Source organism: Providencia sp. NPDC089933 (assembly GCF_049545585.1).
GTDB lineage: Bacteria > Pseudomonadota > Gammaproteobacteria > Enterobacterales > Enterobacteriaceae > Providencia > Providencia huashanensis.
On sequence record NZ_JBMWDT010000025.1, the window covers coordinates 1 to 25,591 of the forward strand.

Consider the following 25,591-nt stretch of genomic DNA (forward strand, 5'->3'; position numbering starts at 1 on the left):
TATCTAAAGTATGCTTTAATGATTACATGATTACATGATTACATGATTACATGATTACATGATTACATGATTACATGATTACATGATTACATGATTACATGATGCGAGGTATATATGACTAAGGTTATTTCTTTTTTGAATGGAAAGGGTGGTGTTGGAAAAACAACATCATCAATAAATATAGCGACAGCTATAGCTAGAAGTGGTTATAAGGTCGTTGTCGTTGATACAGACCCACAATTAAGTATTGGGAATTGGTATGAAGAAAACAGGTGCCAATTTGATGTGGCTTCTGCAAGTTCACAGAAAGAAGTCTATTCAATTAAAAAAGCATTAAAAGAATATGATTACATCATTATTGATGGTGCTGCTGCTATCTCTGAAATATCGTCAGCCGCAGTCATGATCAGTGACTTGGTTATCATACCTGTAACACCTTCCCCCCTCGATTTTGCAGCTAGTACCGCTATATTAGCCGTTATTGAAGCACGTAACGATTTACAACCAGTTGAAGCTAGATTCTTAATTACTAAAAAAATCAACACAACGACAATGTTGCAAGTTTTGAAACATTCAATTGAAACTACTGGTGTTGAGATGCTAAGAACAGGAATAACTCAACGTCAATCGTATATTAAAACGATGCTTGATGGTGGGACTGTTTATGATACATCGGATTCAAGCGCGAAAGGTGAGATAGATAACATCACTAAAGAAATTATGGAGATAGTAAAATAATGGCTAAAGAAATTCCAATCATGAAATTAGGGCAACACACCCAAGTAAATAAAGCTGTAACGGCTATTCAAAAACCAATTTTACCGACCAAAAAATTACAAATGAATATCCCCGAAGAGTTACATAAGCAATTTAAACTAGCTTGTTTGTCAAATGAAGTCGATATGACTGCTGTTGTTCAAGAGCTAATTGAAAATTGGCTTGAAAAAAATAGAGGTAATATATGAATGTATATGATTATTATACACTTACATTTTTGTGTATAAGCGTATTATTATTGATTGTTTTTTATATTTTCTACAAAAAAGATTGGAACCATATTGTTTTCGTTGGGTTTTTTATGACTTTCAGCATCATATCTACAGGAGTATCGGCTATGATGGCAAGAACTCTGGATGAGAATCTAACCCTTGGTTTCCACTATACAACGCAATGTAAATTATTAGAAATCAACATAGATAACGGTTTTTTAAGCTCAAAAACTAACAAAATCGAATGCGATGGTGTTATTGATAACGTTAGTACCAATGATTACAACAAGGCGATTAGTGCTTATCAGGATTCATTAAAATAAGGTTAAAAAATGAATATTGATGAAATTAATACTGATTTGATATTTTTAGTTGGGGTGCTTTTTACCATTATTTTTTTTGTAGGCGGTTTCCTTGTTGATGAATTTTTTAGTAAAAAATCGTCGAATATCTTTCTCATAGTTATGTATATCATCATGCTTATAGGTACTGGGTTACTCGTTTCATGGTTGGCATCAATATTTGCCTTAACGGCTATTCCCATTTTGTATAAATACATTAAACAAGAATCATAAAGGATATAAAACATGGACAATGAAATAGCGATTCTATATGTTAATAATATGTTTGTTAACTGAACAAGCTACTTGATTCTTGCCATTTTTAGCTCTAAGTGATAAATTCGGTTCCAATTGGTGGGATACAGCCAGAAATGTGTCAGGGAAAGGGTTGAAAGCCCTAAAAGAAAAACCCCGAAATCTCATCCAGTCGCCAAACTTATTTGAGAATATCGGGGCATCACACTAAAATTCCGTATAGAACTTGATTGCTCTATACGGGGAGTATAAAGACATGAGTAGAGAATTTCAAGATCTCTTTTGTTCGCTCCTTCTGCGCAACATAAGTTTTGGTTTTTGTGAGTGAGTTAACATTATCGAAAACTAAAATTCATCGGCATTGTTTACCTTCATTTTCGGGTAAATTACCGCAATTAGTTCCCGTTCGTCGCTTTGCTGCCGCGTTAAAGCGTCATGATTGGAATCGAAACCCTCATATCTACGAATTACGTTATGCTCGCAAACAGCGTATCTCAGTACGTTCTGAACGTCGAGAAACGTTTGATGTATTGGCTTTGGCTATGATTGCCTATGCGGATTACAACCCCGAAAGTGATGCTCTATTTGAAGTGATGTGTTCTGTCGAAAAGTTAGCAGAGCTATGCGGTCAATTATATCATTATGAAAGTGGTCGCAAGAGTTATGACCCGATACTGCACGCAATACGAGATTGGGAGCAAGCTAACCTTATTATTGTTGATCGTGATTTCGATATCGAAGCGAAACAATATAAAGCCATGCGTATTTGGATACGTCCTGAATTTTTTCATGGGCTTGGTTTTTCAACGCAGGAGCTACGCGAGATTGTAGCCAGTTTTAGCCGGTGGATGGAAAAGCAAGGACTGAAAGAGAGCTATCAAAACCGCTATGCGAAACATGTGTTACGCCTAGCTCGTGCTAATGTGGCTTCACTCGACGATAAACATAAATTAAGAAATTTACTCAATAGATTGAAAACATTAGTTATTGGTGAAGATGAAGCCCTTAAACAAGAGAAAAAACATTTAGCGAAGGCGCTGAAAGAAAAAAAAGCCTTAGCACAAAGTGTCAAAACGCCTGAAAGCCCAGAACATGCAGCATGGCGACGCTTTGAAGCGTGGCGAGTAACACAACCGATTGCGGCTGTCATGGCATTCGAACGTGAAATGAAAGCCTTATACCCGACGATACAAGGGCAAGCTTGTTTCCTGAACTACATTAAGCACCTTCCCGACCACTAAATAGATTCCTGTTAAATTACCGCCTTGACTGGCGGTGATTGCGTTTGCCTTAAATTTAACTAGCTTGTTTTTTGAACAGAGCGACCCCAACACGGATTAAAAAAGCGGAGTTATTTTATCTGCCACTGCTTATTTTGTTCGTTATACAACCAATTAACTTCGAATGAAGATATGACCACCAATTATCTTCGAATTACTATGACCAAATTTCGTTAAATTCGTTTTTAGCTACTGAACTAAACGACCTTTCATAAAAGGAGATGCGGCTCTGCTTTTTCAAGCCGCGCTCTCTAAAGAGATAAAATAAATAATGCCTTCGCTTGTAAGCAGCTTTGCTGCTACCGCTCAGAAAAATAAAATAGGACTTCGTTTACAAGCGGCTTTGCCGCTGTCACTCAGAAAGAAAATCTTACTTTATTCCAAAGGATCACTGCGCTAGCGGTCTTTGCTCCGCAAATCCCCCAAGCCAACGGAAATCACGCTCAACGTGTCTAACACCACGCTGACCGCTCACCGTTGCGCTTCGCGGCAGTTCGTTTATTTATTGTGATGTCTGATATTCAGAATGGCTCTAACAGGACAGGGGATAGTTCTGTGCTTTCTAAATCGCTCTCAGTCGCATTTTCTGTCATGGCTTATGCCATTCCCTTCAAATGCTCCGCTTCGGGGCGCATAAGCAATTGTAGGCGTTTTTAGCTGTATCTCGCCCCTTATCTTGGTGATTACGTCATTTTTTACGTAACGTCATTATTATATTTATCTGTTTTCCCCCCTGGATAATGAATCTTTAACCTGTTGATTAATAATGACTTATTTTTTATTAAACAGATAAAAAAAGGTTGATAAGTACCTCATAAGGTACTATAATGATCTTATTGAAAGCGGAATGGTTCCCTTTCTTCCAAAGCCCTCACAGGGCAGGAGCACAAAATGAATGTTCAAGAAGCATTAAATATTTTTGGTTTATCTGGTGAATTAACAGAACAAGATATTAAAAAAGCTTACAAAAAAGCGGCTTTAAAATATCATCCAGATCGTAATCCGCTAGGCGCAGAACTCATGAAAGCCATAAACGCAGCCTTTGATTTTTTGATGAATAACTTAGAGAACATCAATAAATTTCAAAGCAACGATAAAAGCACACATTACAATTTCACTGAAGAACTTGAAGAAGTTTTATTAACATTGTCTGGTTTAGTGGGAATTGTTTATGAAGTTATCGGAAACTGGGTATGGATTAGCGGAGAAACTAAAGAGCACAAAGACACACTAAAAGAAATTGGTTGTAAATGGGCTGCAAAAAAGAAACAGTGGTTTTACCGCCCAGAAGAACATAAAAGCCGTAGAAATCGCAAAGAACACAGTATTGATGAAATTCGTACCATGTATGGAACAAAAGGACAACGGGCAGCGACAGGCTGGCAGAGAGTAGAAAACAGAGCATAACAGACAGCGGGGGAAACCCCGCTATTTTCATAATGGGATATATAAAAATGAAAAATTTTAATGAACGTTATCAATCTGTTTTTGACATTGTTTGTCGTTGTCTCGGTGATAACTGGCGCATTAACTTACTTGATAATGATACTTATCGAATAAAAATCACGTCTAACCGATTTATGGGCTTTTCAATTCATGTTAGGGAAGAAAAAAATCGTTTTTCGATTATGGGTAGTTTTGATTCTCGTATTCATCGCGGAGAAATTCATAGCTGTACGGTGTCAAAAGATCGAAATCCTGTACACATTGCCGAGGATATTAAACGAAAAATCATAGTATTTGCTCATGATGAAATTTATAAGGCAAAAGAAAGCAAAGTAAAAGAACAGGAAAAAAAAGAACAAGACTTAATTGTCAAAAACATGTTATCTCGTTTATTTACAATGCATAGTAGCTGGCAGAGTGGGGTAATAGGTTCGTTCAAGTCTGATAATGGTTTAGACGGTATGATTAGAAAAACGTACAGCGGTTATAAAATTGAAATAGATAAGTTATCCGTAGATAATCTGATTAAATTAGCAGGCATGATCACAACGTTAGAAAGGGGTTAGAAATGAATATAAATTATGAAGATTTTAAGTTATTGGGAGATTTAAACGATTGGATTAAAAAAAATGATATCAAATTGATAAATATTGAAACGGTTATATGTTCAGAAGTTGAGTGGTATCGAGTTTGGTTTTATACAAATGTTCCCTACATGTTCGGGAGTTTAAAAATCAATGATTAAACTCAGCAAAGGCAGTAAAAATTACTATCTGACCCGTGAGAACGGGCAGTTAGTTTTTATCAAAAACATTAAAGTCAGAAATAAAAATGATGTGAAAGACGGAAATAAAACGGCTAAAAAACAAGTCTATAAAATAAGAGTTGGAATTGATTCATTACCCGATGAAGCAGATCTGATTATTTATAATAACATGTTGGCTCAATGGAAAAATGAGAATGAATGAATTAAAACTATTAAGAGATAAGTTAGGGCTGTCAAATAGTGAGCTTGCTGAACTTATGGGATTATCAGAGCAAACGATAAAAAACAGAATGGCATCTGATTTTAATAAAAAAACAGCAAGTAAGTTAGAAATTGAATTCTTAAAACTATTGGCAGGTGAACACGAAAAATATTCAATTTTAGAAAAATAAAACTTGATAAGTACCCTATAGGGTACTATAATGATTTTATTGAAAGCGGAATGGTTCCCTTTCTTCCAAAGCCCTCAAAGGGTAGGAGTAAAAAATGAAATATTCTCATCTGCTACTTGATACTAAAAAAACTAATACTCAAAAAAATTATAATTCAGCTAATAAAATTTTAAGAGCAAGTGGTTTAATTCCATTTAAATACCTCATTCAAAAAAACTCCAATAAGCAACCGACAATATTCATATTTGATGCAGATGGTAAAGAATTGGGTTTTATTCAAGAAGGTTTTTCTGGTTCTCCGGCATTATTGACTACCTACAAAAAAATGAAATAAAACTAATTTAATAAATGCCAGTGGAAACATTGGCATTCAATAGGAGCGCATTAAAATGAAATTGTATCATGTCGTATTAAACGCATTAAATATGAAAGATATATTTTGGAATAAAAAAGGTGAGTATGCTATTTTTTTTGAAATAGCAAAATCTAAGATTGAAGTAAAAGAAAAATTTAAATTGTTTGAACATGTAGTTATAATTTCTATTGTTGAATACGATCTGTTTTTGGAACCTTTAACTATTCAGTTTTCTATGTCTGCCTATAATGTTCATGGTCAAGTCATTTTTTGTGAATCACAGCCTACAGAAGTTAAAAATACGTTAGACCTTATAGAGAAATTAGAAAACTATCGTAAACAAGAATTTTTAACCGTAGATTGGAAAATCATTTAATGAAACTTTCAGATTTAAAAGTTGACCACACTAATTATAAAATCATTAGTATTTTCGAATACAACGGATTTTACACTTATCACATTTCCAAAAATGGAGAGTTAGATCAGGTTGTCGAGTTTGATAGTGAAGCTAATGTAACTAAAACATCATTTAAACAAAACTCAAAGGAGGAACGCGAAGCAGTAGAATTTATCCGACGAGTAAGGAAAACACTTATTTGTTCGGTAATTTAATGATTGAGTCTAAGGGGTAGCCCCCCCCTAGACTCTGACACAAAAAAAACTTACTAAGGATTTTTATTATGTCAGATAAAATGATAGCAGCCGCAAAAAGTTTTGCAAAGGGAAAAAGAGCCACATTTCCGATTATGACAATTAAACAGCTAGGAGAGTTTATCCAACTCATTCATATAGAAAGACTAACTTTAAATAGTTAATAATAAACAAGGGGCTTTTGCCCCTTGTTTGCTAATGTATTAAATGAAATATTTCAAACCAATGAAAAAAATTTTTAATGGATTGCTATTCGTTCTATTTTCCCTAATTTCAAATCTTGATAATGCTGATTTATTTTTGACGCATAGTTATATCGATTTTGAATAACTTTATTACTATTTCTCATACCTGCGTTATACATGCCGACAGACAACCATTTTTTTCCATAAGCATTAAAATTTCTTTTCAGTAGCATTCCCCCAACAAAGATATTTAAGCAGGGTTCATTGAGTAAACGGTCTTTGGTTAAATTTGGATATTCTCTTTTTATACTGTTTAACGTGTTGGTATTGATTTGCATAATCCCTACATCAAGCGACCCGTCATAGTTTTTGTTTATGGCATTATGTTTGAATCGTGATTCTTGCCATGCAATCGCTCTCAGGTAGTCGGGATCTATACCGTAATACTTTCCTGCACTTTCAAAGCAATCTGCAAAGGAAGATGAACTAAACGTTAAAATTATAGTAATTAAAATTTTTTTAAAAAATCGATTAGGCATAGTCTCGCCCCACTAAAGTTAAAAAACTTCGTTTTGTTGGAAATCACAAATAGTTTAATGGAAAATAATCAATTTGCCAATTTTGTCTTTTATAATCTACACACCATACGCAAAATGTTATTTTGTTAGTATGTATTTGTAATATATGAGTTTAATCTTTTATTGTTATGGCTTTGTTAAATTAAAAGTGATGCACTAGCGCATCAAATTCGCATCAAGATGCATCAATAATTACAATACTATGAATTTATTGATATAAATACTCTAAATGTCTATTTTGATGCATGAGTGCATCAAATTGATGCTATTTTTCATCAGCATGATAAATAATGATTATTTGAAAATTATTGATATTTTTGATGCGTCAACGCATACTTAGCGCATCAAATTGATGCATATTATAAATGTCAACATATGTCAGTTTATGAAGGTGGAAAAATGGAATCGTTTAGAACTACATTAACTATCCCTAAAAGTATTGCTAAAACAATTGAAGAAATTATTAAGTATCGAATTGATAATCATGAAGATGAGGACGCGCCAATTCACCGAAATGGAGTTGCGCTAGAGATGCTTAAAATTGGTGCGGTTGTACTGAAAAAAAATTTAATGGATGATGGGGATGTTCAAAAGGCATATTCAAAAGAGTTTGAAATAGTTATTAAGTTACTTTTGACATGTGAGCATTTTGCACGAATGACGGCGACCAATACAGGAGAAACAGATTATAACGTTGATTCTCCTGAACTTGTGGAACTAAGACAAAGAATTGCTGAAATCGCTAAAAATTTACTTCCTTAAATTTTTCATTTTTTAGATTACTTTTTCTTTTTTCTAATACAAGAAAACAAAGGTCATAAGCATCTTTGTTTTCTACATTTTCTATCAGTGAGTATTGATTGTTATGGATGCACAGGTATTCTTTTGTATCTAATTCATTATCAGGTGCTATGCCGCAGATAACTAAATTATGACTATCTAGATAGACACTAAAGCTGTATATCACGATAGGAATATCCTTCACTAAGGTTTTTCTTTTCAAATTTGGTAAATCAATTTTTAAATCTAAAATGCTATTGTAGCAAGGAATAGCAATGTTTTTTTCTAAGTAAACCTTTCCTATACCATGTGCTAACCATTCTGGATTTACGCCTAACCCTAGTGCGATTTGGTATGTGTAAAATGATTTTTCTACGCCTTTTTTTAATATGTAGTTAATCGTTTGTTGTGACAAATTTGTTAGGTTTGCCACATCATTTTGTCGTATACCTAGTTCATCTATAATCTTTTTTAATCGCCCTGATACCGTAGACATCATTTTCTCTTTAAAAATAAACAAAAATCAGATCTTCTCACTAAAGAGTGATCGGATTAACCACGCTTACGATATTTTTTTATATATGTGATATTTGACTTAAAATAAAACAAGTGGCTTGTTTACTTTTTTGTCAATTTAAGTAAAATCGAAATCGGTTAGCAAAACGTGCTAACGAATTTTATCAATTAACAATATGGATGGTTTTATGAAAATGAATCAAATCGTTTTAAAAAACAAAGTGAATTCTTTCTTACAAAATAAAAGTGCAATCACTACTTTAATGCTGTTTGTAATTGGGTTTGTGATTATGATGATGCCAACTTTACAAGCTCATGCAGAAGATTTATTTGCGGCAGGAAAAACGCAAATTAAGGAATCTTTTGGTAAGGATTCGACGATTATCTACATCCTTTATGTAATTGAAGTTTTGATGGCAATCTTTACCTACATCAGAACTAAAAACTTAATGATGATGGGTGGTATCGCAGCCGTTATGATCTTCGTTAACGTTGCATTTGGTTTATTCTAAAAATTAGCAGTAGGGTTATTTATGGATGGAAAGAAAAACCGGTATATCTTTCCATCCACGCTTTCAAACCAAAGGCGTGTGATGGGATTACCACTCGATGAATTTTGTATCTATGTACCCTTAGCAGTCGCAGGAATTTTTTCAAATCCATTTCTTTATTTTCCAATTTTAGCGATAGCTTACATATCAATTAAAAAACTCAAGAAGGGGAAAGGAAGTAGTTATTTAATCAACTTAGTGTACTGGTTTTTACCAAAATCAATCACTGATTTTTTTATAAATGCGTTACCTGCATCATACCTTAGATACTGGATATCATAACTATGGATATTAACTTAAAGAAATCAAACGAGAGGACAATGGCAATCTCTGTCATTGTTCTTATTTTTATGACAATCCTATCTATTGGGTTCAATTACAAGTTGTATTCTGATTACCGAATTTTAGTGAGTCAGCTTGTAAGTAATAAACAAATTATCATTAAACCGATGGTAGGTAGTGATGAAGAAATATCATTCAAAGGAGAGAGAGGGGATGCGCGTTATCTGCGTTTAATGGCATTGAGTTTCATTGGATTACGACTTGATGTTAATGCTCAAACTGTTGAGCAAAGTCATGAGTTATTGAGTGCTTATCTTGCTGATGGTTTTCGGGAAACCATGATCCCTGTTTTATCTCAAGAAAAGCAACGATTAAAAATTAATAATGGTAATTCAGTATTCTTCCCAAAAACGATAAAAGTTAGCCCTTCAAATGGCATCGTTGATGTGGTTGGTGATTTACAATTTTCATATGGAATTGAAAAGGCTGAACCCGTTCCGAAACATTATCGATTAAGAATGGAAACGCGAAATGGGAAATTCGAACTTACTGACTTTGTGGAAATGGAAAAATGAAGAAAAAAATTAAGTTCTTAATTGTGATTCCATTGATGGTTTTGTCTAAAGGTGTCTTGGCAGATTCAATTTCTATCGAACCCATGCAGAAAATTTCCTCTCAGGTGAGTACAAATGATCCTAATGTCGTTTCAGTTTATAACGATAAAATCATATCTGTCACCGCCAATAGTGGAAATATTTTAAGCAATAACAAAACTAACGACGGAAAAATTGTTTTTACAACAAAAGCGACAAAAAGTTTCAATATGGTTATTGAAACTGAAACGGGTTTTACATTCACGCTCATTGCACAACCTTCAAGTCATTTTAATGGCGCTTCGCTCACTGTTTATAATAAGCAAGCTAAAGGCAACGATGAAGCTATTAGCTTTGAGACAGATAAAGAAAGTTACTCAGGGCTTATTACAGACTCATTAACTCAGGTCATGAGAGGAAAAAGTCCTAAAGGTTTTGTTGAAACGCAATCCGCTACACATAATTTACCAACAAATATCACCCAATATCTTGATGTAAAAGGTATTAACTCATGGAATGGTCATAACTATATTATTCAGCAATTTAATGTGACTAATCGAACCGTACAGCCTATAGAACTCAATGAACGTTACTTATGGGAACAGGGTGTTATGGCTGTCAGTTTTACTCCTAACATAACGGTTTTAAAACCCAATACGAGCATAACCGCTTATGTGGTGCGAAAAGGAGTTAAGTAATGGCGAATAATATCAACTCATACATTAAAAATAATCAGCGTAAATTATTTACTATTATCACTGTAGCGGTTGTTATTGTTGTTTCTGCTATTTATTTCATTAATAAAAAAATGGAGGAAGGGACGGATGCAGGTAATGAACCTCAATTTGTTGATGATTCGATTATTGAACCCAATTTAACAGGTGCTGTTGAGAATACATTTAATGCACGAGTTGATTCTCAGGTGCTTACTGACTCCCAAACGGTAGCAAGAGAAAGTCAGCAAGCAGTAAAAGAATTAACGAAAGAATTTCAAAATATAAAAACGCATCTAGACAAAAAAGAACAGGAGATTGACTCCCTTAAAGAGAAAATTGCTCAATTAGAAAAAGAAAAAACGCTACAAGCCCCCCAAGCTAATATGGATACCCCATTAAATAATGAAATCTCGACGATTGAGCGGATAGGTGAAGGGCAATATGGGATAAGCGATAGAAAAGTCAGTTACAGTGCGCCTAAACCGATTCAAGGCTTACTTGAAACTCAAAATTTCACTTACACAAAAAAAGAGACAAAGAAAAAAGAGCGTTACTACATTCCTTCAGGTGCATTTTCTAATGCCATTATTTTAGAAGGGGCTGATGCTAATGCAGCGGTTACAGCGAAAGAAACAGATACTTCACCAATGCAGTTTAAACTTACTGGCAAACTTCATTTACCACAGAATAAGAAATTGGAAAAACTTGAAGGTTGTTTTGTTACTGCTGCGACATATGGAGACATATCGAGTGAAAGAGCAATTGTTCGTTTACAACGTTTATCGTGTGTTATCAACGATAAACACATAGATATGGCTGTCAAAGGGCACGTTTCTTTTTATGGTAAAAATGGCATTAAAGGTATTCCTGTTATGCGTAATGGACAAATTTTAGGACTTGCCTTTACATCAGGGACACTTGGCGGTTTAGGTAATGCTGTATCACAAATTGGTCAAACATCCGTTGGGATTGGTGCTGAACATACCGTTTCCGCTGGTGAAGTTGCTCAACAATCCGCAGGTAAAGGTGTTCAAAGTGCCGCGAATAAATTAGCTGATTACTATATTGCATTGGCAGAACAGTATCACCCAATTATCCCTATTGGCTCCGCTAACCGCGTTGAAGTGGTTTTTCAAGAGGGTTTTTGGGCTGAATTTCTTGAAGATCAAGAAAGTGAGGAAGCCGCGCAAGCTGCACCAGAACAACAAAGACAAGCATCCAATGATTATCAGGATAACTCAGATTTACCACCCGAACTCGTTAACCAATTAGGTCAAATTGAGCGTGGGAATCTTGATGAATTCGTTGCTCCGAACAATAAGAGAAACTAATTATGAATAAACTACTTTTAATTGTTATCCCTGCTTTACTTTCTGGTTGTGCTGGTATGAACAGTGAGTTTGAATTTAATAAACCTGCAAAAGATTCAGGTTACTGGATGCAACAAGCGGATGAAATGACAGAAAGCTCTAATGACTATTTTACTGAACAGTCATTAAATAGTAGCAACAGTGGGATGGGAAAATTTAACCTCAATAGTTACAAATTAATCAATATTGCCAATATCACATTGCCTATTAAATTTGTCAGTGACGTTAATGTTGTCTCAAATTCAACCACATCATCAAAAGCAAAAAGTACAATGGGATTGAAATCACAATCTATCCCAATGGGAAATAACCCAACAATCACGACATCAAACTATGACGTAACAAGAACGTCGGTCACAACGCCAACTGGCGTGACTCATGCTGTCGCAAACTGCAATCAAAAACGATGCTATCAAGAGGCAGGAGAGCCTTTTGTCACGCCTGATCGCGTTCAGCGTGTTTGGTTAGCTCCGTATGTATCGCCTGATAATAATGTTCATGTTGGCGAGATTGTCTACTTTGTCAGTGAAGATTCACGTTGGCATGGAATGGAGTAATCAAAATGGCATTAGAAGATTTTAATATTATAAGAATCATTAGTAATATTTTAGGGGAACGAGATACCTCTGATGAAACTTCACAGCTAATAAAAGAATTAGATTACCCCCATATCAGTGATTTACTACCTTGCATTGGTTATGACGCTGACCATGAGTTATTTTATAATAAAAATTCGTTAGGCTTCATTATTGAAGCCCAGCCGTTAGTTGGTGCGAATGAAAGTATTGTTGAGGGACTAGACCGAATTTTACAAAATAACGTGCCTAGAGACCATCCATTGCAAGTTATTTTACTTGGTAGCCAGTCAGTAAAGAGTTCGATTGAATTTGGTTTAAAGGATTTTTCTTGGCAGGGCTTTCGTGCCGATGAATGCAACGAGCTAACACATTCTTTTTATCTTGATGCTGCACAAAATACGTTTCAAAATCCTGCTGATCATGCATTAACTTTACGTGATTATCGTTTGTTTTTTGTTTACTCACATCCAGTAAAAAAAGCGAACGATAATGAAATCATGAAGATTCGGGATATTAGGCGTTCTCTATTGAGTGGATTGAATAGTAACAGTATTCATTGCCAGCCTATTAGTGTGAATGTTTTTTGTGGTTTGATGCGTGAGTTGGTTAACTTTGAATTCGGGAAACTATCTGATTATTCACATAGCTATCAAAATGATCGCTATTTGAATAAACAAGTTGTTGATGTTGGTACGAAATACCTTGTAAAGCATAACTACATTGAAATTAGTACCAATAATAAGCGTGGTGAGTTACAAAAAACGCGCTCAGTCTCCATGCACATGGATACTAACCCAAGTGAACATTATCTTTGGCAGAATGGCAACATTATTGCTGATTTAATGAATCCAGATAGGGGGATCACCTATCCTTTCGTTATGACAATGACATTACTGACTGAAAATCAGGAAAAAACAACGGGTGAAGCTAATGCGAAATACTGGGATTTAGAGAAAAAGGCTAACTCATCTTTTGCCAAGTTTTTACCAGGCACACTCAAAGAGTTTGATGAATGGAAAAACCTTAGAGTCAGCTTGTTAAGTGGTAACACTGCGGCAACTCAATACCATGTTGGTATTCGTTTTTTTTGTCCAAATGATGATGATTTGATGTCAAAAGAAACGGAAAAAATCACTAAAGCATTTGAAAATCAAGGGTTAAAAATGGTTCGTAGTGATTTTCAACAGCTACGGGGATTTTTAGCCACTATTCCGTTTTCATTAACTGACGACTTAAAATTATGGAAAGATTTTAAAACAACAGGTTCAGTTCTTCGCGCTGAAACATTCCAAGCTGTAAATTTACTTCCCATCATTGCCGACAATAAATTGAGCCGTGCTGGTATTCTCTTGCCAAGCTATCGTAATCAACTCGCTTTCCTTGATATTTTTGATGAATCCTTGCCGAATACAAACTTTAACTGGTTTGAATCTGGCACATCAGGTGCGGGTAAATCCGTTGTTTCACAAGCTATCGGTCGTCAAGTATTAGATAGAAACGGTCGCCTGTCTATTTACGATATTGGTGATTCATATAAGGCGTTTTGCCACAGTATGGGGGGCACTTATATTAATGGTGCTACATTGCGATTTAATCCCTTTGCTAATATTACCGATATTTCAATGAGTGCGGAGCGTGTTCGAGACCAGCTCAGTATTCTAGCGAGTCCAAACGGCATTCTAGATGAAGTCCACGAAGCTCTTATATTGGATTCTATCACCGAACAATTTCCTAAATACCAGCAAGATATGCGAATTGATCATGTTGTTGAATATCTTGAAAAACATAGGGATAGAATACAAGAGAAAAATGCGTATAAAATCGTAGACCGTATCGATGAAATTACTTATCTGTTAAGAAAGTATACAACGAAGGGCATTTACGGGGAGTTTTTCAACTCAAGCGAACCCACTTTACGTGATGATATGCAGTTTGTTGTGACTGAATTAGGGGCACTAAGAGCTAACGGCGATTTGCTTATGGCTGTGCTTTTTACGCTGATGATTTGGTCAGAAAACATGATGTACCAAACTGAACGTAGTCTACGAAAAATGAATATTATTGATGAAGGGTGGAAACTGTTAAGTGGCTCAAACCCTAAAATCAGAGAATTTATTGAAGAAGGCTACCGTACCGCTCGACGTCACAACGGTTCATTTGGCACTGTAACACAGTCGATCAGTGATAAAAATCTCAGTACAGCCGCATTAGCCGCTTATGACAATAGCAGCTTTAAATTAACATTAATGCAAGATGCCAAGTCTTTTGAGTCCTTTAAACAGAAAGAACCTAATGCTTTTAGTGAGTATGAATTTGATTTAATCAAAAAATTCCCACCTGCTAAAAAAGTTGGGTACAGCTCATTACTGGTGAATGTTGGTGAATACAGTAGTTTCCATCGTTTATTACTTGACCCACTAACCAATGAATTATTTTCTTCAAAAGGTGAGGATTTTACCTATAGAGAAAAAAGATTATCCGAGGGGGCGGATATCAAAGATATTTTATTTGAAATGGCAGATTCCAAACGGGGCGATTTCATTAACTATTTGCGGAGTAAGCGTTATGAATAAGAAATTAATTATCATTGCTCTTTTGGTGAATACCGCTATTTCATTATTAACGCTTAGTGGAGTGGGGTATCTCTATGTCAATTCTCCAAAATTTGTGAGTTTCGATATTAAAAGCACCACCGATACATTTTTAAATCAAGTCGCTAAATTGAATCTTTCAGAGGAAGAACAAACGGCTTTAATGAAAAAGTATGAAAGAAGCATTAACAATATCGTAAACGAATATGATAAAGACGGAAAAATTGTATTTGTGAAAGGTGCAGTAATTAGCCAATTGCCTGATGAAACTCAAGAAATAAAGGCAAAACTGGCTAAAAAAATGAGAGGGGGGAATGATGAATAAAAAACTCATTATTGCCACTATCATTTTAGCTTTTTCATGTTCTCCCCTAGCTAAAGAGCTAGGGGCTGTCGGCTCTATCTGGAAAATAAAAGAAAGAAACCTAATTACTGTTATGCAGGAAAGGTTAGCGAAAAAGTTTGAAAATAAATCAGAAGAAGAAATACAAGATGAAATCCGAGAACGTATCGAGCAACGGGCATTAAGACCTGATCCAGTACAGGGCGTGACAAAAGCGACTAAAACAGAAGTTAGGTATTTTGACCCTTCTTTTACCGTCACTAAAGATTTAGCTGACCAAAATGGTGTTGTTTTTGCACGTAAAGGGCAGGTTTATAACCCTTTTGATATTAGCGGTTTCACACAAACATTGATTTTTATTGATGGTGACGACGTTCAGCAATTAAATTGGGTAAAAAGTTTCAAGCCGTCCACCATGCGTTCAAAAATTATTCTTATTAATGGGAATATCAAGGACACTGAAAAATATTTAAGCCAAAAAGTTTACTTTGACCAATTAGGTGAGATTTCAGCACGTTTTGATATCGAACGTGTTCCTTCAATTATTGAAGCTGCCCCTCAAGAGAAAAAATTAAAAATTACAGAGGTGGGGCTATGAAATATTTATTATCAATATTCAGCTTGGTATTCACATTAACATTCAGCCATTACGCTATTTCATCTACAGAATGTCAGGGTAAATGGGTAAATCCGATAACGGATATTTGCTGGAATTGTATGTTTCCTATGAGTATTGGGAGTGTAAAAGTCAGTGTAGGGGGGATTGGTTTACCTGATACGCCTAACCCAAGTTCGCCTATTCAATTTTGCCCTGCGCCACCGCCATTATTCCAACGTATAGGTATTGCTATTGGATTTTGGGAGCCGTTTGCAATGGCTGATGTGACAAGAGCACCTACGTGTATGGTGAATATGGGCGGTTTTCAAATTCCTATTACTAAAGTCGGAACGGGAAAAGCCACAAAATCAGCAGGTGATTCTACAGGTACATTTTATCATGTTCATTGGTACAAATACCCATTGATATCTTGGCTAAATATTTTAGAAAGTGCCGCATGTATGCAAGGTGGTGAATACGATATTGCTTATTTAACCGAACTTGATCCGATGTGGAACGATGATGAATTAGCGTTATTTACGAACCCCGAAGCTATGGTATTTGCCAATCCAATTGCTCAAATGGCTTGTGCGGCTGATGCTATTGCAGCAGAAGCTGGTATGCCGCTAGACCCTTTATTTTGGTGCGCTGGCGCACATGGTTCAGTTTATCCATTTAGCGGTAGTATCAACCATGAAAGTTCAGGTTTGAATAGTTCTATATTGATGACCGAGCGCATGAATTTTAAGCTCCATCGCCAAGGTATCATTATGGATTCTGTCGGTGCAGACAGGGCGGTATGTCTTGAGTATCCAACTCCAATCATTCCTAAGAGTCGTTACCGTTATCAAATGGTGAACTTAATTCCTGATGCTAGGCAGTGTCACCCTTACGGACGTAGCGTGTTGCGCTGGCAGATAGGCAAAGAGCTACCTACATCGAAAAAAAATTATGGCTATGTTGTTTGGAAAAAACGTAATTGTGTGATCCTTTGATACGGTGGATATATGAAAAAAATATTACTGACAATGATTTTTACTCTATTTCCTATTTTATCGTATGGAAATATGGAATCACCTAATATGGAAGAAAATCAAAATGAAGTTGCCTATTTTTTATCTTCTTCAATCCCTGAAAAAACGTTAGCGTCATTAATTCTTTCAGCGGAAAATCAAGGGATTCCTGTTTATTTTAATGGGCTTATTGATGATAGTGTTGATAAGACGGCTAAGTACATGTTGTATTTAGTTCAAAAATACAAAATTAGTGGTGTTGAAATCGATCCTAATCGATTTGAATACTACGATGTTCGTGCGGTTCCTGCGTTAGTAAAACGGTGTGGTGACAAATTCGATATTATTTATGGCTCTGGCTCTATTAGTGGTTCTCTTTCTATCATTGATTCAGAGGGAGACTGTAAAAATGAAAAATAGTGTTAAGTGCATTGCAATTGTAGGTTTACTTTTAGGGTATTCTCAAATCGGTTTTTGTGATGCTATGCGTGATGCATCGAAAGAGGGAAGTAACTTAGGTAAGTCCTCTGTCAATCAAGCTAAATCCACTATGACAGGTTTCAATCCTGAAAAAGAACTGCAAGGCTTTACTCGAAATCCGAATGAAACACAGTATCAAAAAAATGATTCAGGATTAAGTCAGGCTGGAAATAAAGAGCTAGCTGATTCAGAACTTGGTCAATCAGCAAGAGACAGTTTTATCAATAATCCGAAAGATAAAATATCTTGGGATAGTGACCTTATTCAAAATGCTTTAGAAATAAAAGATAAAGCAGATGGAATTGTGAGTGGTACGGGAGAGAATTGTGTTAAGCAAACACAAAATGAATCTTATTTCACAAATCATGTTTGCGAAAAAGAAGAAACGGTAAAATCAACTTGTACTAGAAAAGCAGAAATAAAGTGGGTTGAAGATACTCAATATGAATTGAAAGAAATTCTCATACCTTATAGCCAAATTAAATTTAGAAAAATTGTAAAAGGTCATATTGTAGGTGACTTTAATTTAAAAGAAAGTGGCAAAATACAAGAGGCTACTATTTATGGTTGGGCTAGGTATTGTACAAAATATAATGAGCCTTCCTTTCCTAGACCCAATCAAACTACATTTTTGGGAGTGACTAAACCTGTAGTTCATAGCAGAACCTGTAATTTTAGTGATTTAGGAAATCCGAATGTTTATAACTATCCAAGTCCAATAGATGTAAAGGCAGGGACAATGTCTATTACCATGAAGATACAAGGGCTTTGGGGAATGCTAGATATATCTACAGATGCAGCGGTTAACACATTTAATACAGACCCAAATTCATTAAAAGTAAACATGAAAATAAAAATGTTGGTTTTAGTTAAAACAGTAAAACCAGAAATTGTTTGGGTTGAAAATTGTCCTATTAATAAAGAAGAAGCTGTAAAGGTAAAAGAGTGGTGTAGTCAAAAAGGTGAAAAAAGAAAATTCAAAAAAGATGGTAGAGAATTTGAGTTGTATAGTGACTGTTGGGAATATTCAGAAGAATGGGTGACTAATGAAGGTGATGATAATACCTGTACTCAATATGAAAAAGACCCTAATTGCACAGTGGGTGAACGTAAGTGCATTTTGAAAATTGGAAATAGTTGTATTCGAAATGAAATAAAATATCAATGCCAGCACACGACTAAAACAGAAGGGTATGTTTGTGGCGATAAATTTTATTGTGACGATGGCTCTTGTGTTGACACGGTAGGAAGCGAAAATAACGGGTTTAATGAAGCTGTTAGCCAACTGGCAGCAATTTCTCAAGCAGGGAAAGAGATGTCGGGGCTTGATGAAAGCAAGATGAAGGCTTTCTCTGGTAAGGCAATGGAGTGTCGAAAAGCAGCGGCAGGATTCAGTGATTGCTGTAAATCAAGCGGTTGGGGTAATGATGTTGGATTGGCTCAATGTAATTCCGAGGAAAAAGCGATTGGTCAGGCAAAAGCTAAAAAAGTGATTATCTCAGTTGGTACGTATTGTTCTAAAAAAGTATTAGGTGTCTGTTTACAGAAAAAAAGCTCTTATTGCGTATTCGATAATAAACTTGCTCGAATCGTTCAAGCTCAAGGGCGTTCTGGTCAGTTAGGTATCGGCTTTGGAAGTGCAAAAAATCCTGATTGTCGTGGGATTAGTATCAATGAATTACAACGCTTGAGATTTGACTATATGGATTTCTCAGACTTTTATGAGGACTTACAGAATAACCTTAAAATTCCTGAACAAGATAAATTACTTGATGAAGTCAATCGTCGTATGAAAGAAAAATTTGACGAAGGAAAACAATAATGAAAAAAATCGCTAAAATTTTATCTGCCACTATTTTGATTGCTATCAGCCAACCGAGTTTGGCTGATATTAAAGGCAATGAATATCATGATCCTGTTAGCTGGCAATTTTATAATTTGCCTGAAAAAAAATACGATGATAAAAAACAAAAAAGAAAAGTACCAACTCAACCCGAAATGAGTTTGGAAGAAAAAGCAATGCAGCAAATGAAAACGATTCAAAAAAAATTAGAAGAATCGAAAGCATTAGCGATTATGAATCCAACACCTGAAAACATTGCAGTATATAAAACGTATCAAGATTACTTCACTGAAAAAGCCAGTGAATTTTCTTCTCAGTGGGAGAAAGCATTACTGAAATATCCCCATTTGGACTATAACATTAAAAATTCTCATTACAATGCAACTGCCGCGATAAAAACGGCAAAAGAAAGGCAAACCCAAGCTCAAGCTGTAAAATTAGTTAATCAGCAATACGGGATTTTCTTTTTCTATCGAGGGGGAGAGCCTTTAGATAATCAACTGGCAAAGGTTGTTAAAGAGTTTAGTCAGCAGTACGACCTCGCCATTATTCCGATTAGTGTTGATGGGCGATATTCTTCTGAATACCCAAACTCCAAAAAAGATGTGGGACAATCTGTATCAATGAATGTGAAATATTTCCCCGCTATTTTTTTAGTTGAACCACAAAAAGGAACTTTTAAACCGTTATCTTATGGGTTCATTTCTCAGGATGATTTAGCTCGACGAGTTTTGAATGTTGTTACAGATTTTAAACCAAGAATCTGATTGATAAATAAGCATAACGAAACTAAAATAAACAAGTGGCTTGATTTTTTTGATTTGGTGAAAAAATGAAAAATAAAATGAATAAATTTGTGATTATCCTAGGAGTGGTTTTTTCGAGTTTGAGTTACTCATCGACGCTTGATGAAATTAAACAGTTGGAAGCAAATAAAACCACAAGCATTGATAATGGAAATAATCATTCTGTACAAGTTGAAAGTAGAAAAGAAAATTTTGTTCGGCTTTCAACGGGGAAAGAAATCGATATCGCAGATTGGCAGATAGTTCATTTTATTAAAAGTGATTGTCCTTATTGTCATCAGTTTGATCCAACATTAAAAGAAATCGCAGACAGTATCAAATTACCTGTTTTTGTTTATAGTTTTGATGGTAAAGGGGACTCTACTTTTCCTATTGCCTATCCTGTTAATGATGACATCATTCGGACTTTTTTTGCTGAAATTCCGCAAGCGACACCCACATCTTTTTTAATTAATGTTAATACACTGGTTACTGTTCCATTATCACAGGGCGCAGTATCCGCAAATTCGTTATTACAACGTTTAGACGAAAGTTTTATCTTGATCGATAAATTACAAAATGAAAAAGGGGTTCTTAAATGAAAATAATCAAAAAAACAAAAGTCGCCTTACTTTGTTTATGTAGTTTATCCTTTTCAGTTCATGCTGATGTGAATTCAGATCTTAATGACTTTTTTAATAAGTTGGGGGGCGGTTCTAATGTCACTCAAGGGGGCGCTTGGCAGGGGCAATCAGCAGGTTATCTGACAGGGGGGAGTTTATTTGTTCGCGTACCGGTTCGAAATATACAGCTTATCTCCGTTACATTACCCGATGTTAAAGCAGGTTGTGGTGGGATTGATGCCTATCTAGGGGCGTTCTCTTACATTAATAGTGACCAAATTAAAGCAATGGCAAAACAGATTTTAAGTAACGCTGTTGGTTATGCATTTGATTTAGCCTTAGAAACCACGATGCCACAAGTTAAGTCTGTAAAAGATTACTTGCAACGACTTGCTCAAGATATGAATAACCTCAACGTATCAACATGCCAAGCGGCTCAAGGTATTGTTGGCGGATTAGCGCCTAAATCTCAAGCTACAAGCGAATTTGTGTGTCAATCAATTGCACAAAATCACAGTGTTTTTGCTGATTGGGCGGCAGCAAGACAAGGTTGTGGGGCAGGAGGGGAAACGGATAAAGTTTTTAATAAGGCTAATGCGGAAGAAAAGAAACGTATTCCGAGAAACAAAAACCTGACATGGTCGGCATTTAGCAAAATTAGTCAGTTCATTTCTAATGACAGAGAACTGAAAGAAATGATGCAATCCGTTGTTGGTACGGTAATTTATGATAACAAAGGTAATTTGACCATTATACCCGCAATGGGGGCAAGTGACTCTTTGGTGAATGCGTTATTGTATGGTGGCGAAACCGAGATATATCGTTGTAATGATGAATCACAATGTTTAGCGCCTAAGAAAGCTAAATTGACGGTTACGGCAAGTAAAGCAATGGTCGAGCAAGTCAGAACAACATTGGTTGGTATCTATGACAAAGTTAAAAAAGATACCCCGTTAACCGATAAAGAGAAAACATTCATCAACAGTACCCGTGTACCGATTCAACGCTTTATTGTGGATTCAGCCATGCTCAATATGGATGCAAGCTTTATTACCAATCAGTCAGAGTATATTGCGCTTGATATCACACTCGCCTATATCGATGGTTTAATTGATACCGTAGAAATGGCAGCGGCAGGCTCTTTGAACACAGAAGAAGAAAATAAACAGTTTCAAGATAATCTTGCTAGCGTTCGAGTGAAACTCGGTCAACGCCTTAATAAAATTCAAATCAAGCAAAACTCATTCCTTGAAGCGGATAGGCAGCTATCAACGTTGAGAAAGCAATTATCAAACTCCGTATCATCCCAAATGATGCAAAACTATACGTGGGAGTAAATAATGGCGAATCCATTAGAAATTACAGTTTTGTATGGTGTTGATATTGTTGCTCAGACCTTCCAAGCGGTTGCCACTATCATGCAAAACAACGGTTGGAAAACCTTGTTATATGCAGCCGAAACAATGGGTGTTCTGGTTTGTATCACTAAGTATATTAAGACGCATGACCTTCGTACTTTTGGCGCTTGGATGCTCACTTTTGTGATTGTTTACGCTATGTTGCTGACACCGAAAACGAATGTTGTTATTCGAGATTTGGCTAGCCCAATGGTTGTTAAGAAAGTGGATAATGTTCCTGTAGGTTTAGCCGTTCCTTTCTGGTTTTTAACTAGCATTGGAAATAGTACCGCTCGAATGTATGACACATTTTTCGCGCAGCCTGACGAGTTTCAATATTCAAAAACAGGTTTGTTATTTGGTCAAAAATTACTTCAAGATAGCTATACACTAGGTATCAAAAACCCTGAATTTAATATGAATTTCAGTGACTATACAATTAACTGTATTATTCCTGATATGGAACTGAATCATAAATACACGATTTCAGGTTTATTTAATGATCCGAAGGTGTATGAAAAGATATTTTCTAATGCGAGTCCTGTTAGGGGGATTTATTACAAATTTGGCAGTACAGCTCAACCTCAATATATGACATGTAAAGACGCAGCCGCACGATTAAAACCGATTATTGATCAAGAGGTGAGTAACCCTAATAGTGCAACACTTTCATCTTTAGGTCGTCGATATGCGATAGGTGAAAATGGTCAACAAAATAACGTATTGTTACCCTCTAGGGTGAATAATGTTTATTCTCAGCTTATCGGTGCAAGTCAAAGCTCCGTTGATATCTTAAAGCAAAATATCACTGCAAATGCTTTGCGTTCTTCTATGGGGCGTTTTCCTGCGGCAATGGATGGTAGTGCTGATTTAATCGGTATTACATCCCAACAGTCTTTAATGAAAATGAAATTAGCGCAGCTTTCGAGCTATGAAATTGCAGGTGAAATGCTACCGTTCATGCACACTGCTTTTTTAACGTTATTAATTGGCATTTTCCCTATCATGGTATTGGCTCTTTTCATTAAAGAAATGGCATGGGGGGTGACTAAAAATTACCTTAATGTTTTGGGGAGTTTAATGTTATGGCCAGTCATGTTTGCTATTTTTAATAATATTATTAATACGCTTTCGGGTGTCACATTACATGGACAACCATTTACCATTTCGAATATGGACACTGCGCTAAAAAATGCAAGCTCAATGGCAGGTGTCGCCAGTTGGTTAATGTTATCGATACCCTTTATCAGCTTTAAGTTATTTACTGGATTGGGGCAACAAATCGCAAGTGCTGGCTCATACCTAGGTAATGCTTTAACCAGTGCAACGTCTGCCGATGCTGCGGCTGTCGCATCAGGTAACTACAACATGGGTAACATGAGTATGCAAAATGTGAGTGGATTTAAGACTGATTTAAACCATTCATATAGAGAGGGCTTATCAAGTGTGCAAACCTCTACTGGTGCTATGGTCACGACAACACAATCAGGGCAAGTTATTTACGATTCCAGTTCGAGTATGTCTCGTTTGCCAATGAAACTCGATACTTCGTCTATACTTGATTCGAGTTTCAGTAAAGCATTAAGTGCTCAACAGCGTGAAACGCAATCCTACCAAGAAGGTTATCGCAGCTCTGTTAATGACAGCTATAACATTGCAACTGCATTAAGCAATAATTTTGCAAAAAGTGGTGATATGGAAACGGGATTATCAAAAGAACAGCGCGAATCCATTGAGCAAGTTATGCGCCAATCTAAAGAAGCAAGTAATAGCCAGAGTACATCCGATTATACAAGTAGAGATTTTGTTACCAATACCAGCAGTACAGACACGCTTAATGCTAGTGCTGGGGTTAAAGGTAGTGTCGGTGTGGGTACTCCAGATGCATCGCCTGTTAAGGCTGGAGTTGGATTAGATGGAGGCTTAGGCTATAGCCATAGGATTGATGATACAAATACAGATGCAGCATCTCATGGTTCAAGAACATCAGACGATAAACGAGTGTCAGATAATTTCTCAAACAGCGAATCAGCACAAACAGTACGTAACATGTCTGATAGTGACATTAATAGAATCCGTGATAGTGAAACTCGTAATTTAGTTCATGATTTAAGAGCTAGCTTGAATAAAGCGAGTGAGAACTACGCATCTTATAATGACAGCTTGAGTAAAGAGAAAACTATCTCAGAGCAAGCGAACCTTACTGAAAGTGAGCGTTTATCTTATGCTGAGTCGTTGGAACATGAATATGCTCAGTATGTTACGAATAAGGTTGGTGTAGAAAAAGCAACGGCAATACTGACTGATGCTGGCTCACCAGAAGCTAGAGCACAAAGGGAACAGCTCAAAGATGAGTTTACCAATGATTTAGCGCAAAGTATTCGAGAAGGTCATTTCAATAATGAATCTAAAGTGAATGCGAGTTATGCAGGAATGAGCGTACCTACTGATGCTATGAAATATAGTGCAGCGAGTTATCAACAAAACTCAGAGCAGTTCAAAGATTTTGCGACAAAAGGTGGTATTGTTCAGAAAGTCACAACGTATGATTTCGAAACTAACGAACGACAAAGTTCTAATTTAATTGATGCTATAAATCGAGATATTAGCACTGATGGTCGAGCGTATAACGCGGATAAAGAAGCCAGATTAAATCAGTTGTCTCAAGAAAAAGGCATTGCAAATCCTAATGAAAAATATGCCGAAAATGAGCATAGGATAAATACACAAAAAGGACTCAATAAACATGATTATGATGATAAATATTGAGGTGATACATGAGTAAAAATAAGTGTTTTTTGATAGGGGTGATCATAATGTTACTAGGTGTTTTTTCACTTAGTAACATAGTACCTATGTTAGCATTAGGTTTATTAATTTTAATTTCAATCATTATAATTAATGGTCGTGATTATAAAAAGGCTAATTATTATGTGAAAAGTGTATATTTGATATCAATAATCTCTTTATCTATATTGGTTTTTTTATTTGACTTTTTGTTTTTAGATAAAGTTGATAAGTTAAGTTTGTATTATCAATTCTTGGTTTTTTCATTTATTTTTTCTTTAATGGTCAATTTTTTTTCTATTCTTATCATTAAGGTAATGAAAGGAAAAATTAAAATTAAGAATGGTAGTTTTAATCAAGTAGAACTAAACAATGAAAATCTGAATCAATGCCCTATAAATATAAATCCTGCATCAGGATTACCAATGAAAAACGGTATTGATTCTGTTGGAAATGTAATTGGTCAAAACTCAAACAGTTTTATAGATAGAGATTAAGGCATTTGCT

At 35.6% G+C, this 25,591-nt stretch carries 34 protein-coding genes; 32 read left to right on the forward strand and 2 right to left on the reverse strand.

Annotated features, from left to right (window positions below; genetic code table 11):
- Positions 1–114 precede the first annotated feature (114 nt).
- The 14 genes from parA (at position 115) to ACPEH5_RS21970 (ending at position 6,639) form a co-directional block, all read left to right on the forward strand.
- A complete protein-coding gene (gene parA, locus ACPEH5_RS21905) occupies positions 115–738 on the forward strand; it encodes a ParA family partition ATPase (protein ID WP_281111365.1) in 624 nt (207 codons plus the stop codon).
- On the forward strand, positions 738–965 hold the full coding sequence (locus ACPEH5_RS21910; protein ID WP_281111364.1) for a plasmid partition protein ParG: 228 nt from the start codon (positions 738–740) through the stop codon (positions 963–965). Before parA ends, ACPEH5_RS21910 begins: the two co-directional genes overlap by 1 nt.
- 149 nt (positions 966–1,114) lie before the next feature.
- Positions 1,115–1,312, forward strand: coding sequence for a hypothetical protein (locus tag ACPEH5_RS21915; RefSeq protein ID WP_281111363.1), 198 nt, complete (start codon positions 1,115–1,117; stop codon positions 1,310–1,312).
- A 9-nt stretch (positions 1,313–1,321) separates the two neighbouring features.
- A complete protein-coding gene (locus ACPEH5_RS21920; RefSeq protein WP_281111362.1) occupies positions 1,322–1,564 on the forward strand; it encodes a hypothetical protein in 243 nt (80 codons plus the stop codon).
- Between the two features lie 341 nt (positions 1,565–1,905).
- Positions 1,906–2,826 (forward strand): RepA family replication protein, encoded by a 921-nt coding sequence (locus tag ACPEH5_RS21925; RefSeq protein ID WP_281111361.1) that lies wholly within the window; start codon positions 1,906–1,908, stop codon positions 2,824–2,826.
- A gap of 930 nt (positions 2,827–3,756) precedes the next feature.
- On the forward strand, positions 3,757–4,272 hold the full coding sequence (locus ACPEH5_RS21930) for a DnaJ domain-containing protein (protein WP_272678938.1): 516 nt from the start codon (positions 3,757–3,759) through the stop codon (positions 4,270–4,272).
- A gap of 47 nt (positions 4,273–4,319) precedes the next feature.
- Positions 4,320–4,877 carry a hypothetical protein gene (locus ACPEH5_RS21935; protein WP_423727196.1) on the forward strand — a complete coding sequence of 186 codons (558 nt, stop codon included), beginning with the start codon at positions 4,320–4,322 and terminating at the stop codon, positions 4,875–4,877.
- Between the two features lie 2 nt (positions 4,878–4,879).
- Positions 4,880–5,056 (forward strand): hypothetical protein, encoded by a 177-nt coding sequence (locus ACPEH5_RS21940; protein WP_423727197.1) that lies wholly within the window; start codon positions 4,880–4,882, stop codon positions 5,054–5,056.
- A complete protein-coding gene (locus tag ACPEH5_RS21945) occupies positions 5,049–5,279 on the forward strand; it encodes a hypothetical protein (RefSeq protein ID WP_272678944.1) in 231 nt (76 codons plus the stop codon). The genes ACPEH5_RS21940 and ACPEH5_RS21945 overlap by 8 nt, the downstream gene beginning before the upstream one ends.
- Positions 5,272–5,469 (forward strand): helix-turn-helix domain-containing protein, encoded by a 198-nt coding sequence (locus ACPEH5_RS21950; RefSeq protein WP_272678946.1) that lies wholly within the window; start codon positions 5,272–5,274, stop codon positions 5,467–5,469. The genes ACPEH5_RS21945 and ACPEH5_RS21950 overlap by 8 nt, the downstream gene beginning before the upstream one ends.
- 94 nt (positions 5,470–5,563) lie before the next feature.
- Positions 5,564–5,803 (forward strand): hypothetical protein, encoded by a 240-nt coding sequence (locus ACPEH5_RS21955; protein WP_423727198.1) that lies wholly within the window; start codon positions 5,564–5,566, stop codon positions 5,801–5,803.
- A 55-nt stretch (positions 5,804–5,858) separates the two neighbouring features.
- Entirely contained in the window at positions 5,859–6,200 is a 342-nt protein-coding gene (locus ACPEH5_RS21960; RefSeq protein WP_423727199.1) for a hypothetical protein, read from the forward strand.
- Positions 6,200–6,436, forward strand: coding sequence for a hypothetical protein (locus tag ACPEH5_RS21965; RefSeq protein WP_423727200.1), 237 nt, complete (start codon positions 6,200–6,202; stop codon positions 6,434–6,436). Before ACPEH5_RS21960 ends, ACPEH5_RS21965 begins: the two co-directional genes overlap by 1 nt.
- Positions 6,437–6,504: 68 nt before the next feature.
- Positions 6,505–6,639 (forward strand): hypothetical protein, encoded by a 135-nt coding sequence (locus ACPEH5_RS21970; protein WP_423727201.1) that lies wholly within the window; start codon positions 6,505–6,507, stop codon positions 6,637–6,639.
- A 74-nt stretch (positions 6,640–6,713) separates the two neighbouring features.
- Here ACPEH5_RS21970 and ACPEH5_RS21975 read toward each other — a convergent pair whose 3' ends face one another.
- Positions 6,714–7,199 (reverse strand): lytic transglycosylase domain-containing protein, encoded by a 486-nt coding sequence (locus ACPEH5_RS21975; RefSeq protein ID WP_423727202.1) that lies wholly within the window; start codon positions 7,197–7,199, stop codon positions 6,714–6,716.
- Positions 7,200–7,637: 438 nt separating this feature from the next.
- Between ACPEH5_RS21975 and ACPEH5_RS21980 the strand changes: the two genes are divergently transcribed.
- Entirely contained in the window at positions 7,638–8,000 is a 363-nt protein-coding gene (locus ACPEH5_RS21980; RefSeq protein ID WP_281111394.1) for a hypothetical protein, read from the forward strand.
- Here ACPEH5_RS21980 and ACPEH5_RS21985 read toward each other — a convergent pair.
- Positions 7,981–8,514 carry a helix-turn-helix transcriptional regulator gene (locus ACPEH5_RS21985; RefSeq protein ID WP_349420268.1) on the reverse strand — a complete coding sequence of 178 codons (534 nt, stop codon included), beginning with the start codon at positions 8,512–8,514 and terminating at the stop codon, positions 7,981–7,983. The two genes, ACPEH5_RS21980 and ACPEH5_RS21985, sit on opposite strands and share 20 nt — an antisense overlap.
- A gap of 208 nt (positions 8,515–8,722) precedes the next feature.
- Here ACPEH5_RS21985 and ACPEH5_RS21990 point away from each other — a divergent pair, with 208 nt between their 5' ends.
- The 17 genes from ACPEH5_RS21990 to ACPEH5_RS22070 all read left to right on the forward strand — a co-directional run bounded on the left by ACPEH5_RS21990 (position 8,723) and on the right by ACPEH5_RS22070 (position 25,581).
- Positions 8,723–9,046 carry a type IV conjugative transfer system pilin TraA gene (locus ACPEH5_RS21990; protein WP_281111392.1) on the forward strand — a complete coding sequence of 108 codons (324 nt, stop codon included), beginning with the start codon at positions 8,723–8,725 and terminating at the stop codon, positions 9,044–9,046.
- A 21-nt stretch (positions 9,047–9,067) separates the two neighbouring features.
- Complete coding sequence (gene traL / locus ACPEH5_RS21995) at positions 9,068–9,367, forward strand: type IV conjugative transfer system protein TraL (protein WP_115064944.1); 300 nt, start codon at positions 9,068–9,070, stop codon at positions 9,365–9,367.
- Between the two features lie 38 nt (positions 9,368–9,405).
- Positions 9,406–9,942, forward strand: a complete 537-nt coding sequence (locus tag ACPEH5_RS22000) for a TraE/TraK family type IV conjugative transfer system protein (RefSeq protein WP_349420271.1) — start codon at positions 9,406–9,408, stop codon at positions 9,940–9,942.
- Positions 9,939–10,658, forward strand: a complete 720-nt coding sequence (locus ACPEH5_RS22005) for a TraK domain-containing protein (protein WP_423727203.1) — start codon at positions 9,939–9,941, stop codon at positions 10,656–10,658. Before ACPEH5_RS22000 ends, ACPEH5_RS22005 begins: the two co-directional genes overlap by 4 nt.
- Positions 10,658–12,007 carry a TrbI/VirB10 family protein gene (locus ACPEH5_RS22010; RefSeq protein ID WP_423727204.1) on the forward strand — a complete coding sequence of 450 codons (1,350 nt, stop codon included), beginning with the start codon at positions 10,658–10,660 and terminating at the stop codon, positions 12,005–12,007. The genes ACPEH5_RS22005 and ACPEH5_RS22010 overlap by 1 nt, the downstream gene beginning before the upstream one ends.
- Before the next feature lie 2 nt (positions 12,008–12,009).
- Complete coding sequence (traV, locus tag ACPEH5_RS22015) at positions 12,010–12,603, forward strand: type IV conjugative transfer system lipoprotein TraV (protein ID WP_423727205.1); 594 nt, start codon at positions 12,010–12,012, stop codon at positions 12,601–12,603.
- A 5-nt stretch (positions 12,604–12,608) separates the two neighbouring features.
- Positions 12,609–15,197 (forward strand): type IV secretion system protein TraC, encoded by a 2,589-nt coding sequence (traC, locus tag ACPEH5_RS22020; protein WP_423727206.1) that lies wholly within the window; start codon positions 12,609–12,611, stop codon positions 15,195–15,197.
- Positions 15,190–15,540 carry a TrbI F-type domain-containing protein gene (locus ACPEH5_RS22025; RefSeq protein WP_281111386.1) on the forward strand — a complete coding sequence of 117 codons (351 nt, stop codon included), beginning with the start codon at positions 15,190–15,192 and terminating at the stop codon, positions 15,538–15,540. Before traC ends, ACPEH5_RS22025 begins: the two co-directional genes overlap by 8 nt.
- Positions 15,533–16,156 (forward strand): type-F conjugative transfer system protein TraW, encoded by a 624-nt coding sequence (gene traW, locus ACPEH5_RS22030; protein WP_281111385.1) that lies wholly within the window; start codon positions 15,533–15,535, stop codon positions 16,154–16,156. Before ACPEH5_RS22025 ends, traW begins: the two co-directional genes overlap by 8 nt.
- The gene (gene traU / locus ACPEH5_RS22035; protein ID WP_423727207.1) at positions 16,153–17,151 is read left to right on the forward strand and encodes a conjugal transfer pilus assembly protein TraU; all 999 of its coding nucleotides are present in this window, start codon (positions 16,153–16,155) and stop codon (positions 17,149–17,151) included. Before traW ends, traU begins: the two co-directional genes overlap by 4 nt.
- 12 nt (positions 17,152–17,163) lie before the next feature.
- Complete coding sequence (trbC, locus tag ACPEH5_RS22040; protein ID WP_281111383.1) at positions 17,164–17,589, forward strand: type-F conjugative transfer system pilin assembly protein TrbC; 426 nt, start codon at positions 17,164–17,166, stop codon at positions 17,587–17,589.
- Complete coding sequence (locus tag ACPEH5_RS22045; protein WP_423727208.1) at positions 17,579–19,471, forward strand: conjugal transfer protein TraN; 1,893 nt, start codon at positions 17,579–17,581, stop codon at positions 19,469–19,471. The genes trbC and ACPEH5_RS22045 overlap by 11 nt, the downstream gene beginning before the upstream one ends.
- The gene (gene traF / locus ACPEH5_RS22050) at positions 19,471–20,259 is read left to right on the forward strand and encodes a type-F conjugative transfer system pilin assembly protein TraF (RefSeq protein WP_423727209.1); all 789 of its coding nucleotides are present in this window, start codon (positions 19,471–19,473) and stop codon (positions 20,257–20,259) included. Before ACPEH5_RS22045 ends, traF begins: the two co-directional genes overlap by 1 nt.
- 65 nt (positions 20,260–20,324) lie before the next feature.
- A complete protein-coding gene (trbB, locus tag ACPEH5_RS22055; protein ID WP_423727210.1) occupies positions 20,325–20,879 on the forward strand; it encodes a type-F conjugative transfer system pilin assembly thiol-disulfide isomerase TrbB in 555 nt (184 codons plus the stop codon).
- Positions 20,876–22,237: a conjugal transfer protein TraH gene (locus tag ACPEH5_RS22060; protein ID WP_281111379.1), complete on the forward strand. Its 1,362-nt coding sequence runs from the start codon at positions 20,876–20,878 to the stop codon at positions 22,235–22,237. Before trbB ends, ACPEH5_RS22060 begins: the two co-directional genes overlap by 4 nt.
- A 3-nt stretch (positions 22,238–22,240) precedes the next feature.
- The gene (traG, locus tag ACPEH5_RS22065) at positions 22,241–25,066 is read left to right on the forward strand and encodes a conjugal transfer mating-pair stabilization protein TraG (RefSeq protein ID WP_423727211.1); all 2,826 of its coding nucleotides are present in this window, start codon (positions 22,241–22,243) and stop codon (positions 25,064–25,066) included.
- A 47-nt stretch (positions 25,067–25,113) separates the two neighbouring features.
- Positions 25,114–25,581: a hypothetical protein gene (locus ACPEH5_RS22070; RefSeq protein ID WP_423727212.1), complete on the forward strand. Its 468-nt coding sequence runs from the start codon at positions 25,114–25,116 to the stop codon at positions 25,579–25,581.
- The last annotated feature ends 10 nt before the right edge of the window (positions 25,582–25,591 follow it).

Coding starts and splice junctions, on each gene's coding strand:
- ACPEH5_RS22010 (WP_423727204.1), top strand. CDS start 10,658: ATGGCGAATAATATCAACTCATACATTAAAAATAATCAGCGTAAATTA.
- ACPEH5_RS22060 (WP_281111379.1), top strand. CDS start 20,876: ATGAAAATAATCAAAAAAACAAAAGTCGCCTTACTTTGTTTATGTAGT.
- traF (WP_423727209.1), top strand. CDS start 19,471: ATGAAAAAAATCGCTAAAATTTTATCTGCCACTATTTTGATTGCTATC.
- ACPEH5_RS21990 (WP_281111392.1), top strand. CDS start 8,723: ATGAAAATGAATCAAATCGTTTTAAAAAACAAAGTGAATTCTTTCTTA.
- traV (WP_423727205.1), top strand. CDS start 12,010: ATGAATAAACTACTTTTAATTGTTATCCCTGCTTTACTTTCTGGTTGT.
- traL (WP_115064944.1), top strand. CDS start 9,068: ATGGATGGAAAGAAAAACCGGTATATCTTTCCATCCACGCTTTCAAAC.
- ACPEH5_RS21910 (WP_281111364.1), top strand. CDS start 738: ATGGCTAAAGAAATTCCAATCATGAAATTAGGGCAACACACCCAAGTA.
- ACPEH5_RS21930 (WP_272678938.1), top strand. CDS start 3,757: ATGAATGTTCAAGAAGCATTAAATATTTTTGGTTTATCTGGTGAATTA.
- traC (WP_423727206.1), top strand. CDS start 12,609: ATGGCATTAGAAGATTTTAATATTATAAGAATCATTAGTAATATTTTA.
- ACPEH5_RS21975 (WP_423727202.1), bottom strand. CDS start 7,199: ATGCCTAATCGATTTTTTAAAAAAATTTTAATTACTATAATTTTAACG.
- ACPEH5_RS22000 (WP_349420271.1), top strand. CDS start 9,406: ATGGCAATCTCTGTCATTGTTCTTATTTTTATGACAATCCTATCTATT.
- ACPEH5_RS21965 (WP_423727200.1), top strand. CDS start 6,200: ATGAAACTTTCAGATTTAAAAGTTGACCACACTAATTATAAAATCATT.
- ACPEH5_RS22070 (WP_423727212.1), top strand. CDS start 25,114: ATGTTACTAGGTGTTTTTTCACTTAGTAACATAGTACCTATGTTAGCA.
- ACPEH5_RS21960 (WP_423727199.1), top strand. CDS start 5,859: ATGAAATTGTATCATGTCGTATTAAACGCATTAAATATGAAAGATATA.
- ACPEH5_RS21915 (WP_281111363.1), top strand. CDS start 1,115: ATGATGGCAAGAACTCTGGATGAGAATCTAACCCTTGGTTTCCACTAT.
- ACPEH5_RS22045 (WP_423727208.1), top strand. CDS start 17,579: ATGAAAAATAGTGTTAAGTGCATTGCAATTGTAGGTTTACTTTTAGGG.
- ACPEH5_RS21980 (WP_281111394.1), top strand. CDS start 7,638: ATGGAATCGTTTAGAACTACATTAACTATCCCTAAAAGTATTGCTAAA.
- ACPEH5_RS21950 (WP_272678946.1), top strand. CDS start 5,272: ATGAATGAATTAAAACTATTAAGAGATAAGTTAGGGCTGTCAAATAGT.
- ACPEH5_RS22005 (WP_423727203.1), top strand. CDS start 9,939: ATGAAGAAAAAAATTAAGTTCTTAATTGTGATTCCATTGATGGTTTTG.
- traU (WP_423727207.1), top strand. CDS start 16,153: ATGAAATATTTATTATCAATATTCAGCTTGGTATTCACATTAACATTC.
- ACPEH5_RS21985 (WP_349420268.1), bottom strand. CDS start 8,514: ATGTCTACGGTATCAGGGCGATTAAAAAAGATTATAGATGAACTAGGT.
- traG (WP_423727211.1), top strand. CDS start 22,241: ATGGCGAATCCATTAGAAATTACAGTTTTGTATGGTGTTGATATTGTT.
- trbC (WP_281111383.1), top strand. CDS start 17,164: ATGAAAAAAATATTACTGACAATGATTTTTACTCTATTTCCTATTTTA.
- trbB (WP_423727210.1), top strand. CDS start 20,325: ATGAAAAATAAAATGAATAAATTTGTGATTATCCTAGGAGTGGTTTTT.
- traW (WP_281111385.1), top strand. CDS start 15,533: ATGAATAAAAAACTCATTATTGCCACTATCATTTTAGCTTTTTCATGT.
- ACPEH5_RS21920 (WP_281111362.1), top strand. CDS start 1,322: ATGAATATTGATGAAATTAATACTGATTTGATATTTTTAGTTGGGGTG.
- parA (WP_281111365.1), top strand. CDS start 115: ATGACTAAGGTTATTTCTTTTTTGAATGGAAAGGGTGGTGTTGGAAAA.
- ACPEH5_RS22025 (WP_281111386.1), top strand. CDS start 15,190: ATGAATAAGAAATTAATTATCATTGCTCTTTTGGTGAATACCGCTATT.
- ACPEH5_RS21955 (WP_423727198.1), top strand. CDS start 5,564: ATGAAATATTCTCATCTGCTACTTGATACTAAAAAAACTAATACTCAA.
- ACPEH5_RS21940 (WP_423727197.1), top strand. CDS start 4,880: ATGAATATAAATTATGAAGATTTTAAGTTATTGGGAGATTTAAACGAT.
- ACPEH5_RS21945 (WP_272678944.1), top strand. CDS start 5,049: ATGATTAAACTCAGCAAAGGCAGTAAAAATTACTATCTGACCCGTGAG.
- ACPEH5_RS21970 (WP_423727201.1), top strand. CDS start 6,505: ATGTCAGATAAAATGATAGCAGCCGCAAAAAGTTTTGCAAAGGGAAAA.
- ACPEH5_RS21935 (WP_423727196.1), top strand. CDS start 4,320: ATGAAAAATTTTAATGAACGTTATCAATCTGTTTTTGACATTGTTTGT.